General features: G+C 39.1%; 20 protein-coding genes. All 20 read left to right on the top strand.

The features are described 5' to 3' along the window. The first annotated feature begins 8 nt into the window (after positions 1 to 8). The gene (locus BMX63_RS14610; RefSeq protein ID WP_093136982.1) at positions 9 to 1442 is read left to right on the top strand and encodes a phage portal protein; all 1434 of its coding nucleotides are present in this window, start codon (positions 9 to 11) and stop codon (positions 1440 to 1442) included. 10 nt (positions 1443 to 1452) lie between these two features. Next, complete coding sequence (locus tag BMX63_RS14605; protein ID WP_093136981.1) at positions 1453 to 2547, top strand: phage minor capsid protein; 1095 nt, start codon at positions 1453 to 1455, stop codon at positions 2545 to 2547. 4 nt (positions 2548 to 2551) lie between these two features. After that, entirely contained in the window at positions 2552 to 2800 is a 249-nt protein-coding gene (locus BMX63_RS14600) for a hypothetical protein (protein WP_093136979.1), read from the top strand. A 372-nt stretch (positions 2801 to 3172) separates the two neighbouring features. After that, complete coding sequence (locus BMX63_RS18150) at positions 3173 to 3859, top strand: hypothetical protein (protein ID WP_093136978.1); 687 nt, start codon at positions 3173 to 3175, stop codon at positions 3857 to 3859. Positions 3860 to 3876: 17 nt separating this feature from the next. Next, a complete protein-coding gene (locus BMX63_RS14590) occupies positions 3877 to 4824 on the top strand; it encodes a phage major capsid protein (protein ID WP_093136976.1) in 948 nt (315 codons plus the stop codon). A gap of 61 nt (positions 4825 to 4885) precedes the next feature. Beyond that, positions 4886 to 5215, top strand: coding sequence for a hypothetical protein (locus BMX63_RS14585; RefSeq protein WP_093136975.1), 330 nt, complete (start codon positions 4886 to 4888; stop codon positions 5213 to 5215). Next, positions 5190 to 5357 (top strand): hypothetical protein, encoded by a 168-nt coding sequence (locus BMX63_RS18145; RefSeq protein WP_177167333.1) that lies wholly within the window; start codon positions 5190 to 5192, stop codon positions 5355 to 5357. The genes BMX63_RS14585 and BMX63_RS18145 overlap by 26 nt, the downstream gene beginning before the upstream one ends. Before the next feature lie 10 nt (positions 5358 to 5367). Continuing rightward, complete coding sequence (locus BMX63_RS14580) at positions 5368 to 5721, top strand: head-tail connector protein (RefSeq protein WP_093136973.1); 354 nt, start codon at positions 5368 to 5370, stop codon at positions 5719 to 5721. A gap of 2 nt (positions 5722 to 5723) precedes the next feature. Beyond that, positions 5724 to 6047, top strand: a complete 324-nt coding sequence (locus BMX63_RS14575) for a hypothetical protein (RefSeq protein ID WP_177167334.1) — start codon at positions 5724 to 5726, stop codon at positions 6045 to 6047. Next, the gene (locus BMX63_RS14570; RefSeq protein ID WP_093136970.1) at positions 6047 to 6391 is read left to right on the top strand and encodes a minor capsid protein; all 345 of its coding nucleotides are present in this window, start codon (positions 6047 to 6049) and stop codon (positions 6389 to 6391) included. The genes BMX63_RS14575 and BMX63_RS14570 overlap by 1 nt, the downstream gene beginning before the upstream one ends. 5 nt (positions 6392 to 6396) lie before the next feature. After that, a complete protein-coding gene (locus BMX63_RS14565; RefSeq protein WP_093136969.1) occupies positions 6397 to 6801 on the top strand; it encodes a minor capsid protein in 405 nt (134 codons plus the stop codon). A 1-nt stretch (position 6802) separates the two neighbouring features. Then, the gene (locus BMX63_RS14560; protein ID WP_093136967.1) at positions 6803 to 7261 is read left to right on the top strand and encodes a phage tail tube protein; all 459 of its coding nucleotides are present in this window, start codon (positions 6803 to 6805) and stop codon (positions 7259 to 7261) included. A 13-nt stretch (positions 7262 to 7274) separates the two neighbouring features. After that, on the top strand, positions 7275 to 7643 hold the full coding sequence (locus tag BMX63_RS14555) for a hypothetical protein (protein WP_093136966.1): 369 nt from the start codon (positions 7275 to 7277) through the stop codon (positions 7641 to 7643). A 71-nt stretch (positions 7644 to 7714) separates the two neighbouring features. Further along, entirely contained in the window at positions 7715 to 7852 is a 138-nt protein-coding gene (locus BMX63_RS18310) for a hypothetical protein (RefSeq protein WP_220083838.1), read from the top strand. Between the two features lie 54 nt (positions 7853 to 7906). Beyond that, a complete protein-coding gene (locus BMX63_RS14550; protein WP_093136964.1) occupies positions 7907 to 9937 on the top strand; it encodes a phage tail tape measure protein in 2031 nt (676 codons plus the stop codon). A 6-nt stretch (positions 9938 to 9943) separates the two neighbouring features. Continuing rightward, the gene (locus BMX63_RS14545) at positions 9944 to 10648 is read left to right on the top strand and encodes a distal tail protein Dit (protein WP_093136963.1); all 705 of its coding nucleotides are present in this window, start codon (positions 9944 to 9946) and stop codon (positions 10646 to 10648) included. Beyond that, the gene (locus BMX63_RS14540; protein ID WP_093136961.1) at positions 10648 to 13959 is read left to right on the top strand and encodes a phage tail protein; all 3312 of its coding nucleotides are present in this window, start codon (positions 10648 to 10650) and stop codon (positions 13957 to 13959) included. The genes BMX63_RS14545 and BMX63_RS14540 overlap by 1 nt, the downstream gene beginning before the upstream one ends. Positions 13960 to 13977: 18 nt before the next feature. Continuing rightward, entirely contained in the window at positions 13978 to 14376 is a 399-nt protein-coding gene (locus tag BMX63_RS14535) for a hypothetical protein (RefSeq protein WP_093136960.1), read from the top strand. A gap of 189 nt (positions 14377 to 14565) precedes the next feature. Further along, positions 14566 to 14970, top strand: coding sequence for a hypothetical protein (locus BMX63_RS14530; protein WP_093136958.1), 405 nt, complete (start codon positions 14566 to 14568; stop codon positions 14968 to 14970). Positions 14971 to 15082: 112 nt separating this feature from the next. Further along, entirely contained in the window at positions 15083 to 15226 is a 144-nt protein-coding gene (locus tag BMX63_RS18140) for a hypothetical protein (RefSeq protein WP_177167174.1), read from the top strand. The last annotated feature ends 6 nt before the right edge of the window (positions 15227 to 15232 follow it).

Raw genomic sequence — 15232 nt, 5'->3', positions numbered from 1 at the left:
GTGATGAAATGCCATTACCAGCAGATAATACGAAATTACCGTTTGAAGGCTGGGAAGATGTCTTCCAAAAATATAGTGAATATGCAGCATGGTATTCAGGTGATACAGAATGCTTGAAACGATATTACAGTACATCGGAAGGGAAAGACCGGTTCTGGGCCAATGACCGGAAGGATAAAGTTTTATTGCCTATTGTTAATGAAATAGCCAGGTTATCAGCTGACCTGCTATTCAGCGAGGCTCCAGAGATTAACTTTCAAAATGATGAGACAAAAAAACGCATGGATGAGATTTTAGAACAAAACTTCTTTCAAACAAAAGCTCTCGAAGCTGCTGAAACCCAATCGCCAATGGGCGGAATTTATTTAAAAATAAATTATGACGCTGATAACTATGACTTTCCATTGTTCTCGATTGCTCAACCGGATAATGTCATCCCGGAATTTAGGAATGGATTTTTGGTTGCAGCTGACTTTTTTAAAGACGTCACACCAGCTAAACAATTGGAATCTGCTACACGTTACTGGTTTGTTGAGAGGCGGGAACGAGGGAAGATATTTAACGGCTTATACAGAGGCTCAACTGATAAATTAGGAAAGCGAATAAATTTAGAAACATTAAATTTCACGCAGGATTTAGAAGAAGAAGTCAACACCGGCATTGATGATATTCTCGTTCGCTATGTGCCCAATATGTTGCCTAACCCTCTATGGCGTGGCTCCCAAATTGGTCAGAGTGATATCGCTCAAGCAATAACCTTAATTGAGACATTGTGTGAGACATACTCGGATTGGCGTAGAGAACTAGAGTTAGCAAAGGCACGGATTGTTGTGCCTGAACAATGGTTAGAGCGTTCTGACGATGGTACTTTCAAATTTGATAAGGACCAAGAATTGTTCACAACATTACAAATTGACCCCCTATCTACAAAAGGAGCAAGCGGCTATACAATTGCGCAATTCCAGATTCGTTCAGAACAATACCAGGAGACAGCCCAGAACTTAATTGAACAAATTATCTTTGCAGCTGGATACTCTCCTCAATCATTTGGTTTAAAAGGTGACGGTGGATCCATGACAGCTACTGAAATCAAATCACGTCAAGACCGTACTTATAAGACATTATCGAAAAAACAGCAATACTGGAAGGTGGCTTTAGAAGACATTTTTCATCTCATGCTTGAAGTGGATAATAAACACTTAGGAAACCAAACTACGGTCGAACGTCCAAAGGTTGTCATGTCTGATAGCTTAGAGACGGACATTAAATCATTAGCTGAAACTATAAATCTCCTTAACCGTGCTGATGCTATAACAAATGAAATGAAAGTTAAATGGCTGCACTCGGATTTGAGTGAGGAAGAACAACAGGAAGAAATTGAACGATTGAATCAGGCGCAAGGTTTAAACGCTCCAAATCCAATGCAGGTCGGAATGAGTTAGGTGATAAACAATGGCGATATCTCCCAATAGTCAAGAAAAGAAAGCTGTAGAAATTGGCCGTATTTATGCTGATGCAGAAAATCGCATCTTACGCCAGATAGCTAGACGTTTAGCTCAAGGTATTGATGAACATGGATGGCGTGAGAAAAAAATAACCCAATTCCGAAACATCCGCCAATCTATTGAAAAAGAAATCGAGAATTTAGATGAACTAACAGAAAAAGAGCTTAGAAAAATTCTTACAGAAGCATATGGGGGTGGGATGAAGTCGGCTGATGCAGATATTCGGGCTTTGGTGCAAGAAGGACTTGATGATACGAATATCACCTTAAGCTCTAACGCATCTGTATCCGGTGGGTTTGGAGCCGTTAACCAACAGGCGGTAGAGGCTCTTGCGGCTGAAACAGTCGACCTTCTTAAACGTTCTCATGTTCAAATTTTACGAAATACAGAGGATCAGTATCGCAATGTTGTATCCCAAAATATTGGTGATGCGGTTATTGGAGCCGAAACGAGAAGACAAGCTACCCAACGTATGTTAAACGAGTTTGCTGATAAAGGTATTTCAAACTTTGTTGACAAAGCTGGTAACCATTGGGAAATGCAATCCTATACTGAAATGGCCACAAGGGCTTCATTAGGAAGAGCGGCAATAAACGGTCATATGAATAGTATGCAAGATAACGGAATGGATTTAGCTATAGTCTCTGATCATCCAGATGAATGTCCGGATTGTAAACCTTGGGAAAGACAAATCTTATCTATTAGCGGAGAAGATACTCGTTATCCTTCCGTGAGTGATGCTGAGGCAGATGGTCTTTTTCATCCTGGTTGTGGTCATACGCTAAATGCTTATGTGGAAGGTTTAACCAAAGTCGAAACACCTGAGTCTGATGGTGCTGGATATGAAGTAAAAAAACAGCAGCGTTACAATGAGCGTCAAATCCGTAGATGGAAGAGAAGGGAGTCTGTGGCTATGGATGAGGCGGAACAAAAGAAAGCAAAAGCGAAAATCCGAGAATGGCAAGCGAGAAATCGTAAACTTGTTGAAAATAATAACTTGCGTCGTAAATATGAGCGTGAGCAAATTAAGAGGGCGAGGTGATTAAATGAAAATCCTAATTAAACACATCGACATCGCTTATCAGGATATCACAACTTTTGACGACTCAGAACCAGAATTAACCCCTGTTGATGTTGACATCCACTATGAGATGTATAAAGGTCAGAACACCATGCCTGGTAAGATGACCCTGGCATTTAGTGAATACGAATCTATGAATCATTATGAGTTAGTTCATCATGTTCAACAGGAACTACAGCAACACCTACAAGCGTTTGAACATGATAAACAATAGGTAATCCAGCATAAGTTTTGGGCGCACGTCTCATATCAACAAAACCGGTTTTTTCATGACAAAATTTAACTGAACAAATAGACCCGAGTAATATTTTACTGGGTTTTTTCTTTGCTCTTTTAACAATTCCTATATGCCTATTAATCTCAACCGTAACGGAGTACATTACATGTTTCATATACCCTTTTTTATAGTTTTTAGGGACAAAGAAAGGGAATTCAGACATGAGTTATCACACCCTTTCTATTAGTCTATCAAATATTAAAGTAGGTGTATGGCTTTGTTCAATATTTGCAACCCCTATCGTGAGACTCGTTAGGGGTTTTATTATGCAAAAATTTTGCCCAGGAGGCAGAAAAGGAGTGAGTCCAGGTGACTATAAACAACGAAAGAACGTTTTATAAAAATCTATTACCTTTGAATCTACAATTCTTTGCCGAAGGTGGCGAAGGAGGCCAGGGCGGAGAAGCTGGCTCTGGAGAAGGAGGTAGTGGAGAGGGTGGTCAAGGTTCTGGATCCGGAGAAGGCGGAACTAGCCAAGGCTCAGGTGGCCAAGGTCAAACCGGATTTAGCAAAGAATATGTGGAAGATTTGCGCAAAGAAGCAGCAAATTATCGAACCAAGCTCCGTAACCTGGAAGGTAAGACGGAAGCTCAAAAGAAAGATGCAGTCAAGGAAACACTATCAGCTGCTGGTCTGGATTACGATGAGAATAAGTCCCTGGAGGACAACATTCAACGTGTGACAGACTTCAAAAACTCAGCTGAAAAACGTGCAAATGACCGTCTGATTCAAGCAGAGGCAACTCTATTAGCTGGTGATTTAGGTGTCAATAGTAAAGCTGTTGGTGACATTTTGAAGTTGATGGATAAGTCGAATGTAAAAGTAAATGAAGATGGAAAAGTTGAAGGTTTAAAAGATTCTATGGAAGAGTTCATAAAAGAACGTCCTTATTATCAAACCGAAAAAAAGTCATCCAAAGGTGGCGTAGATTTTTCAAGAGGTTCACAAGGAAACATGAGTATGAACGACCTAATTCGCAGAAAAGCAGGATACTAAGAAAGGGGAATTAATTTATGCCAATTATTGATCGTAACGGAGCAGAAACTTTAATTAATGAGGAGTTATCACGTGAAATTATTCAAGGAGTAACGCAACAATCTTCAGTGATGCAGCTGGGAACACGAGCTCCTAATATGTCTACAAAACAGCGAAAGGTACCTGTTTTATCTCAGTTACCTACTGCGTATTTTGTTGATGGTGACACAGGTAAAAAACAAACAACTCAACAAGCATGGGATAAAAAATATTTTGTAGCAGAGGAATTAGCGGTTATTGTGCCAATTCCAGAAGCTGTGTTAGATGACAGCGACTATGATATCTGGGGTGAAGTTCGTCCACGAATTGAAGAAGCTATGGGACTAACTTTTGATAAAGCTGTGCTTTATGGGACGAACGCACCTGCGGAATGGCCAACTGATTTGTTGGCAGGGGCAACTTCAGCAGGTAATACGGTAGCTTTAGGTACTGGATCTGATTTATATGATGATCTATTAGGTGAGGATGGAACCATCTCACTTATTGAAGAAGATGGATTCATGGCAAATGGACATGTTGGTGCTATGAATATGCGCGGAAAGCTGCGTGGACTTCGTGATGCTGATGGTCAGCCATTATTTAAGTCAACAATTCAAGAAAACACGCGTTACCAGTTAGATGGTGAACAAATCATCTTTCCTCGTAATGGTGCAATTGATTCAGCTCAATCACTTTTATTCTCTGGGGACTTTAGTCAGTTGGTATACGCTATGCGTCAGGACATTACGTTTAAGCTGTTAGATCAAGCTGTTATTCAAGATTCTGACGGTTCTATTCTTTATAACTTAGCACAACAAGACATGGTTGCCTTGCGCGCGGTTATGCGTCTGGCTTGGCAGATTCCTAACCCAATTAACCGTCTGAATACTGATAGTGCTACACGCTATCCATTTGCAGCACTAACACCAGCAGAAACGACAGCATAATACTTATAACAGAGCAGGACTACGGTCTTGCTCTTTAATTTTATGAATAGGAGGTCATTTTTTGAAAGTAAAAATGAATGTTCAAACAACCTTTCAAGGAAAGGTGTTAAAAAAGGGCGAAGAATATGACGTTCAAAAGAAATTCGCAAAGCGATGGTCAGAGCGACGATTAGCTGTGATTACCGATACAAATCAAGAAGATGATGATCAACGTTTAGAAGAATTAAATATTACACCTTCAGGTAGTGGATGGTATGAGTTGCCGAATGGTGAGAAAATCCAGGGTAAAGATAAGGCGATTGAAGCAGCTGAAGAGTTAATTAAAGAAACAGCTGAAGAGAATGATGGAGGAGAAGAGGTGACGGATGATGAAAGTCAAGATGAACACTGAGACCGTCTATAAGGGGAAAAGGCGTATTCCTGGCGAAACCTATGATGTGGATACGTTTGTAGGGAAACAGTGGATTAAGAAAAAAGTTGCTACTGAAGTGAAAGGTCCAGCTAAAAAGACTTCTAAGGAGTCTAAGAAGTAGGTGATCTTGTATGATCTATGCAACGGAACAAGATTATAAAGACTTTACAGGTCAAACCGCCCCGAGCAACTTTGCTCGTTTAGCGGACAAGGTAAGCAAAATAGTTGACCGATTAACACTCAATCGCATTGATCAAGATGATAACAACCATATCGAAGCAGCTAAAAAAGCTGTTTGTGCTCAAATAGAATTTGAATTGTCTATTGATGATAACCTTGCGAATATGGACAATGTAAGTTCATTTACCGTCGGCTCATTTTCCATGAACTTTGGCGGGGATGGTCAAACCTTTAAAAAGCTATGTCAAGAAGCCTACACTTATTTGTTTGACCAAGGTCTGTTATATAGGGGGGTGTCTTCCTAATGATGAAGATACCTCCTTTTTTATTGCCTCACAAAGCAACCGTCGAACCTTATTTAGGTGACGGAGCTTATGGTCCGCAATACGGTCCTGGTGTGGATTATAAATGCCGGATTGAATACAATCGTCAGCTTGTTCGTGATACTGAAGGTCGGGAAGTCACGTCAAATACGCAAGGTACTTTTGAGTATAAGGGTGAAAAAATCCCTCCTGAGTCTAAAGTTACTTGGATTGACGAAAACAACCAGGTCATTGATGAATTTATCGTAATATCAGCCCCTCCTCAAACTGCTTTAAAAAACGTATCGCATATTGAGGTACGGATGTAATGGCAAGTTATAAATGGCGTGGAAATGAAGTGGTGAAGAAGGCGCAAAAAGCACGTGAACGTGGAGTAACTGAAGCTACCGAATTTGTTCTGGACGAATCAAACAAACGCGTACCACATGACGAAGGCCCTTTGCAAAACTCAGGTACTACTCATGTAACAAAAGGCGGGCGTGAAGCTTCTGTCAGTTATAACACACCTTATGCTGTACGACAGCATGAAGCAACTCACTATAATCATCCTAACGGACGTGAGGCGAAGTATTTAGAGAACGCCGTAAAACAAAATCGAAAACAAGTTCAAAAGCATATTGAGAAATCAATTAAACGAGCGTTGGAGGGGTAGATAAGGTGCTGGAAACAGAAATAGCTGTTTATTTGGATAACCTAGGGATATTAACATTCGATGAAACAGGCTTAAGTGGGAATACTTTTATAAACACCATACCTTCTCAAACTGACGAAGTGATTGGAATCTATTTAAAAGGTGGTTCTGAACCGGATATCTGGAATGACTATCGTTCACCAGGTATGCAGTTTATTGTCAGAGGAACAGAAGACCCACGGTGGGCGAATCAAAAATCAGAAGAAATTTATGAAACACTTAACGGATTAAGTTCCATCCAGTTAGGTGTTTTTTATTTAGTCAGTTGTTTTGGAGAACAAAGCAGTGCTGTTCACATTGGCCAAGACAGTAACGGACGGCATGAATATAGTATCAATTTTCAATTAGAAATAACGAAGGAGGCTTCATAATATGCCAAAGCGTAAAGTTTTAGCTCGTGATTGGACATTAGAAGTTCAAACCGAAACAGATGAAACAAGTGGAGAGGCTATTTATGTTCCTATATTAGGGCTAAATACACTAACATTTAGTAGTGAAAAAGAGGATGCTGACACCACATCCTTTGATAGTAATGGTCACAATGAACATTTACCAGCTTCACGTGGTAACTCGTTAACTGCAGAAGGGTTATATTTAGTTGATCCTGAAACAGGTGAGAGAGATCCAGGTCAAGAAGCCGTCGAAGATTTAGCTGATCAAGTAGGACCGGACGGTTTAGGTAATTTTAAGTTAACAGACCCGGGCGGTAATGTTCGTGAATTTAGTGCCTCAGCTAACCTTAGTGATCAAGGTGGCGGAAATACGGACCCTACCTCTTGGGGGGCTGAATTAACCGTTAGTGGTGCAATAACAAAAACAACAGCAGTATAGGAGGAAGTAGAACATGGGTATGAAAGATTTTGATGCATATTTTTCAGAAACGAAAAAGGAACCTAAACAGTTTAAAGTAAAAGGTGAAGTTTTTACCCTTCCTGAATCATTGCCAGCTGTCATTATGTTTAAAGTGATGCGTATGCAGAGCCATAAAGGGGCAGATGGTGACGTCTCCACTCAAGAAGCTATGGATATGATGGAGCATGTATTTGGGAAAGAAACAAATGAACGTTTACTTGAAACAGGAATTGGGTTTGATGAATATCAGGAAATATTAAAATGGGCAATGAATGAGTTGAGTGGAATGGGGGAGCAGAAATCAACAGAGGGACAGGCTCAGAAGCACATACCAACAACAACGAAATCAGTGACATCTTAGGGCAATGGCCTTATATTGAGGCAGATTTTCAGCGGGAATATCGCATTGATTTAACAACGGATATCCATGATATGACTGCACGAAGGTTCTTCTCTCTGTTGAAAGGATTAAGCTCAGACGCAATGTTACGTGTGATGTTGCGTGAGGAAAATCAAGTTATAGAAAACCCAGAAGCAGCTGTAAGAGCAGTAGAGAGAGTTTGGGGTTAAAGAGGGCTATGTTTGGCTCTCTTTTTTTATTTGTTAAAGAAGGGAGGGTGACACATGGCTCTCAAAGTTGGAGAACTATATGCATCACTTGGGTTGGATGACAAAAACTTCGAAAAAACAATGAAACAGAGTGAAAGTAAGTTTTCATCATTTGGAAAGAATTTAGGAAAAATAGCTGGAGCGGCTGCTGTAGGTTTAGGTTCAGCAGTGGCGGGCGCGGGTGCAGCCATGGGTGGTTTGGTTGCTCATGCAACATCAGCAAGTGCTGAAATTAATAAATTCTCGCAAACGGCTGGAATGAGCATGGAGGCATTTCAAGAATGGGATTATGTTGCTAAGAACTTTGGATTCAGTATGGAACAGGCTGCCGGAGATATCGCTATGTTTTCAGAAAGAGCAATGGACGCTGCAAAAGGAACTGGCGAAGGTGCTGAATTATTTAAAGAATTAGGCGTTGCAGTAACCGATAATAATGGCCAATTAAAATCTCAGGAGCAATTATTTAATGAGACCATCGGAGCCCTTCAAGGGATGGAGAATGTCACAAAGCGTAATGCTTTGGCTACAGCTATTCTCGGAACAACCGGCGAGGAATTAGCACCTGTGTTAAACATGACAAACAAAGAGCTTGAAAACATGAAAGGAAATGCCAACGTTATTAGTGAGGACCAAATCAAACAAGCTGAAAAATTCAGGTTGGGTTGGCAGCAATTAAAAAATCAATTTTCGACTGTGGGTACTCAAATCGGTGTTGAATTAATGCCTATGTTTCAATATCTATTTGAATGGATCAACGAAAATATGCCAATGATCCAGGAGGTTATTCAAGTAGCTTTCGATATTATTAGGTCTGTGATTAGTAGTGTCGTGACAGCTGTACAAACTGTCATCACGTGGTTCCAGACATGGTTTACTACAAATCAAGAAACTATGCAAAGCATTTGGGAAACGATTCAAACCGTGCTTACGCAAGTTAAAGAATTTATTATGACCACCTGGAATAACATTAAGCAATTCTGGCAGCAAAATGGCCAACAAATTATGCAGGCAGTCCAAAATGCCTTTTCTTTGATTCAGTCTATCATTCAAACGATTATGCCAGCTGTGCTTTTTATTATCAAAACAGTTTGGGAGAACATTAAAGGCGTAATCAACGGAGCACTAAAGGTGATTATGGGAATCATCGAAGTATTTACAGGTATTTTTACCGGTGACATATCTAAAATGTGGGAAGGTATAAAAAGTCTCTTCTCAGGAGCACTTCAAGCGATTTGGAATCTTTTTAACTTGATGATTGTAGGAAAGGTAGTAGCCCTCATAAAATCATTCGCAAAGATTGGAATTAGCTTGATAAAGAGATTTATCACAAACATTGTCAGTTTCTTCAAAGGATTGGCAAACCAAATAGGCAATATCATTCCTCGCATGTGGAATGCCGCAATCAATCAGTTTAAAGTAGCGAAAACACGAGGACATAATATAGTTAACTCCTTAAAAAATGCCGTAACGTCTTCATTTAAAGCGTTAAAAAGACAAGTGAAATCCATATGGAATTCTATAAAAGACGCTATTATTAAACCTATTAAGAACGCTTTAAATTTATTGAAAAATTTAGGAGGTTCTTTTTTATCGGCAGGTAAGGGTCTAATTAATCAAATGGTAAAAGGGATAAAGAATGCAGCTGGAAAAGCAATTGATGCCGTGAAAAACATTGCGGATAAGGTGCGTAATTTTCTTCCTTTCAGCCCGGCTAAAGAAGGGCCATTATCGGACCTTGACAAACTCGATTTTGGCGGTCCTATTAAGGACTCAATTAAACGATCGTCTAGAGGGGTTCAAAACCAATTATCAAGAATGTTGCAACCTCCTGAAGTTGGAAACCTAATGATGGAAAACGGAACTCAAAACATGAATAAAATTGATAATATTAGTTCTGGTCGACCAAATATAGGACAAAAACAACAAATGCCACAAACATCCAATATATCATTAGTTCTCGGAGGTCAAGAATTCGAAGCTCACGTAGATGACATCACAAAAACTCAGGAACAGAAAAAGTACCGTTTGAAAAAGAAAAGGGGGTGAGGGCGGATGCTATTTAATAATATTGATGTTAATTCTTATATGGATATTAAGGAAATTAATGGACGTGGACTTACAAACTATGAGCTCTCAATTATTGAATCTTCTTTTCGAGATGGAGGTATTGTTCAACGGAAAAGAAGATCCCCCAGAACCTTGGATATAAGTTATCAAGTAATAGGTTCGACTCGTTCAGAAATTAGACAAAATATAGATGAATTAAATGGTATTTTTAACGTAAATCACGATGTACCTATTGTCTTTCCGGATGAATCAGATAAAACGTACTTTGGTCAACCAGAGTCTAACAGCGAAGGGCAGGAATTGTTTTTTATGCATGAAGGTTCATTTAGAATCGTTTGCCCTGACCCAGATAAGATAGGACAACAAAAGCAAAGAACCGTAGATGGCAACTCATTCACATATAGAGGTACATCTCCCACTTTTCCAATCATTACAGTTGATTTTTCAGAATCAGCAAGCTCATTTGAAGTCAGTAATCAAGATGGGGAGAGGGTAAAAGTTAATTATGATTTCCAGAACGGGGATGTATTAGAACTTAATTTCTCGACTCAGAAAATTTCTATTAATGGGAATGTCCAAATGACCGCATTAGCTTGGACTATAAGTAAATGGTTTTCAATCAAACCAGGTGAAAACACTTTAACATCTACCCAACCAGCTGACATGACCTATAAAGTGAGGTGGCAGTGATGATTTATGTTTTTGATCAAGATGATAATCTATTAACCTCACTTAGCAATGATAGTGATGAGACATGTCCGTATGAATCACCTTATTTAGATGATTTGCTAAATGAAACAACTGAATTTGAGTTCACAGTGCCTACTAGTCACTTTGATAGTCAATATATCAAAGGTGAAAATCAAGTTGCGGTTCAAGATATAGATGGTGTTTGGCGTTTATTTGTAATCAAAGAACTTGATGAAAACCTTGATGAAATAACCGCCATTTGTATTAGTGGTATGAATGAAATAACTGAAACACGGATTGAAGATAAGCGTCCTCAAGATGCTACAGCTGAAGCTGCTTTATCAATAGCATTAGAAAGAACAAGATATCAACCGGGGATAGTTGCTGAATTAGGAGTGAAAAGTACTAATTTTTATCGGATCAGTGCTGCTAAATCTGTCGAGAAAATTACTAATACTTGGGGTGGTGAAGTTCGAGATCGAGTTGAATTTGATGAATCAGGTATTACAGGTCGATACATTGATTTATTAACACGTCGTGGAGCAGACACTGGTCATCGTTTTGAAGTGGGTATGGATATTGAAAGTGTAGAAGTCACCATTCAATCTTATCCCATTACTGCCCTATATGGTTATGGTAAATCACTAGAGACCGACAACGGTGGTTATACACGCCATATTAATATTGCTGATGTTGAATGGAGTACAGCAAATGGTGATCCAGTTGATAAGCCAATAGGTCAAACATGGGTTGGTGATCCAGATGCTTTAGCAAGATGGGGAAGGTTAAAAGATGGTGAACGAATCCACCGCGAAGGTGAGTTCGTTGATTCTCAAGAAGAAGACCCAGCACGCTTATTAGAGAAAACATGGACGAAACTTCAAGGCTCTACTGAACCTAATATTAATACCAAAATGACCGTTAGAACATTAGAACATATATCAGGCTATGAGCATAAAAAGGTACGTTTAGGTGATACCACACATGCCTTTATTGAAGAGTTAGATATTGTAACGGAGCAACGTGTTATTCGTCACCGTTACAACATTGATGACTTTTCCGATGCCGAAGTTGAAATTGGAGACCCAATCTTAACAGACAATGAATCTGAACGTCTTGAACAAGTTGAAAGTAAATTAACCGAAAAAGAAGGCTTGTGGGATAAAAGTAGTGAGATAACAGATGAAAGCTTTCCTGATGAAGTTCCACCTGTACCAAGTAATTTTACAGCTAATGGATTATTTAAGATTATTCAACTCATGTGGGACTATAATCCATCATCTTATATTGCAGCTTACGAAGTTTATGCGTCACAAGTAAAAGACTTTGTTCCTGACAGTTCTAATTTAGTTTGGAGAGGAAAGTCAGGGGGATATAATCATGAAGCGAATACTGATGAACAATGGTATTACCGATTAAGAGCAGTAAATACTCATGGTACTCCAAGTGATTATACGGAAGAATTTACTGCTACTACAGCGAGAGTACAAGATATTGATATTGCAATAGGTGCAGTTAATGCTGAAAAGTTAGCAGATTTAGCAGTAACTGCTGAAAAGTTAGCTGATGCTTCTGTTAAAGAAACCAAAATTGCAAACTTAGCGGTAGGAAACGCAGCTATTCAAAACCAAGCGGTTACTAATGCAAAGATAGCTAATTTAGCGGTATCTACTGCTCAACTACAAGATGCAGTAGTAACTAATGCTAAAATCGCAGATTTAGCCGTGGATGGGGCGAAAATAGCAAAAGCGACTATCACTGATGCGCATATTAATGAACTTAGTGCTAATAAAATAACTTCAGGTTATTTATCCACTGAACGTTTAGTTGTTGGGGATTTCACTAACTTATGTCCCGAACCTACTTTCTCCCGTTTCGGAGACGAGTGGACGGGAAGTGTAGTAGGAATAAGTAGTGGTTCTTCGACAGACCCTACACAGCAAATAGGAGAACAAACCGGAAGAAACGCTTATACTAAAAAATGGTTTCCGGTAATAGAGGGAGAACAGGTATTAGTTAATTATCAAGCATGGTCTAATGAAAGTAGCCAAACGTTCGGGGTTGGGTTGCAAGTTAAATTCAAGGACGGTAGTACGCAACATCTAATGGGTACGTCTATAAGCCCTAGTATGGAAAAGAACGCTAAAAGAACCGCGACGATTACAATACCTACTGACGCTGTAGAGGCTCGTACGTGGACGTTGATAAATGCTAGTAGTAACTTTGGCCATTGGTACTTCACGAATGTCGAAGTCAGAAAAATGATAGGAAGCGCCTTAATCAATGATTTAACCGCCGATAAAATATCCACAGGAACACTTAAAGGGGTGAGTTTGGTAAGTACAAACGGAGCCAACTCCGTAGAAATTTCAGACGGTGCTATAAAGTCTAAAATTGACGGTCGAGATATGATAAATATCTCTAACTACGAGGCATACTTCTATGATAGTGGTTCTGACTACGGATTAAGGGGTACTATGGGCGCTGCATGGAAGTCAGAGGATACCTCAAAAAGAGGTTTTGGAATTGTCAATTTCGGTGATTATTTTTCCATAGCGGAATCAGAAACTCAAAACCATCATATGAACTTTTATAATGTTGACCTAAAGAACCGATCCTCTATTTTAGCTGGCTCCCCAAGAAAAGACGGATACTGGGACGGCGTTTTACGTTTGCGTTCAACTTATACGGCTAATTGGGGCGGGGTTTTCAATAATAACGTTCCTTCTATCGATATTTTAAACTACGATTCTACTAACTACGACTGGGGTGGAGTTCACGTATATACAGGACGTAGTAGCGATTCCCCTGGTGAGGATAACGAACGTTTCGGCTTTGAAGTTTGGCAGTATACAGGGGAATTAAGTGGAACCGCTGAACAATTACTTAAAATAGACAGAGCGGATGGGTCCACTTTTACAGGAGTGTATACAGACGAAGCCTACCTCCCTATAGACACATGGATAGATACTAACGGTGATTATGTGCACGCGGTAGGTCTTCGCGTTGACGGTAATGTCGAGAGCGAAAGAGGCGCACTTAATAACAATGGTGTTATATTTATAGATCGTTGGGAAATCCCTTTTACCTCGGGATCTAACCACGGGGATTACACCTTCAGCAGTGCACAAAACATCTTCGCCGTATTCGTGCAAATAGAAGGCGCGTGGAGTAACCATATGTTAGCAAGAGCCGAGAATGTTAGCAATACAGGGTTTCGAATGTACGTAAGAAATATTACAGGGGACACCGGTGCTGATAATAGAACCTATAATGTTAACGTTATGATAGTCTATGAGCCAGCAAATTAATTAAAAGGAGGCTATTGCTTGATAAAAAGACGGGAAGTAGCTAACGTCAACTATATGGAAGGGCTTGACGTGTCAATAGGAAATAACGCGGTAACTATAAGCCCGGGAATGATACAAAATAAAGATAACCCTAGCTACTTTGAAAAAACAACTTTTAATTTAGAACCGGACGAGTCATTACCGGTTCTTTATGACCTTTATATATTAACCGATGAGAATACATTCTTTTTTAGCTTGGAAAAGACATATTTGGATGATGAATTCCCTCCATCATATACAGGAGAATATAAATTATTTCATATGTTTATAAGTATTGAAGTAAAACCTGATGGAAGTAAAGAAGGACATGTTACCCGAATAGTAAAACCAAAGCCAGCAAAAAGGCATAAGAGAGATTTACAAGAAAAGGATGATTAATTATCAAGCTAGAGCCAAAAGAGAAAAATATAGGTGTAAAGAACAAGGCGAAGAAACAAAAAAATCAAAAAGGAAAGGGAGAACTCGCTAATTATGAAGAGTTAGTAAAGCGTATAGAGCAACTAGAAGAAGCTATATATGGTAAACAGTCAAACCTTTCTATGTAAATAAAATAAGGGGTGTTTTAAAGTGTTTAAGATCAAAAACGTTTATTTAAAGGAAGCAGCGGAACTTCTTTTTAACTTGACTTTGAAAGGCAAGCAATCAAGGCATAGAACAAAGCTTGTCAATATAATGTCTGACCGTTTAAAAGAAGTGGAAGAACAACGCGTTAAATTAGCAAAAGAGTATAGTTACGTAGACGAAAAAGGTAATCCGAAGGAAGAAAATGGCCGGTTTCAAATTGAAGACCATGTAGGTTTTCAAAACGAAGTAGAAGAGTTATTTAACGAACACTTAGTTGTAGAAGGGGAAGACAATAGAATTATGCTACAAACTGTAGCTGACGCTTTGTTAAAAACTGACGAAGAGTTTAGTGGTCAGGAAGCACAGGTTTACGACTATTTATGTCAGCAGTTTGAAGACGCCAAGTAAGGCGTATTTTTTATGCGTACATTTAATTTACAGAAATCGAACAAACTTATAACTTGTAGTTAATATGGATATGCTACATTAAAATAACCTTCTAACAAGTTGAGGTGAATCCATGTTTAAAAGAATTTTAAATTTCTTTCAAACAGATCCGGAAATTGAATTCGATGACTTAGAAGAAGTGGAGTATGGCGAAGAGTTAGATGGAAGATTTGGTGAAGAAGTAGTATATGAAGATGGCTATAACGATTTCATTTAATGAATT

The sequence above is a fragment of the Salinibacillus kushneri genome, assembly GCF_900111405.1.
Lineage (GTDB): Bacteria > Bacillota > Bacilli > Bacillales > Alkalibacillaceae > Salinibacillus > Salinibacillus kushneri.
Note: the sequence above shows the minus strand (reverse complement) of the source record. Positions and strands in the feature narration are given on the sequence as shown.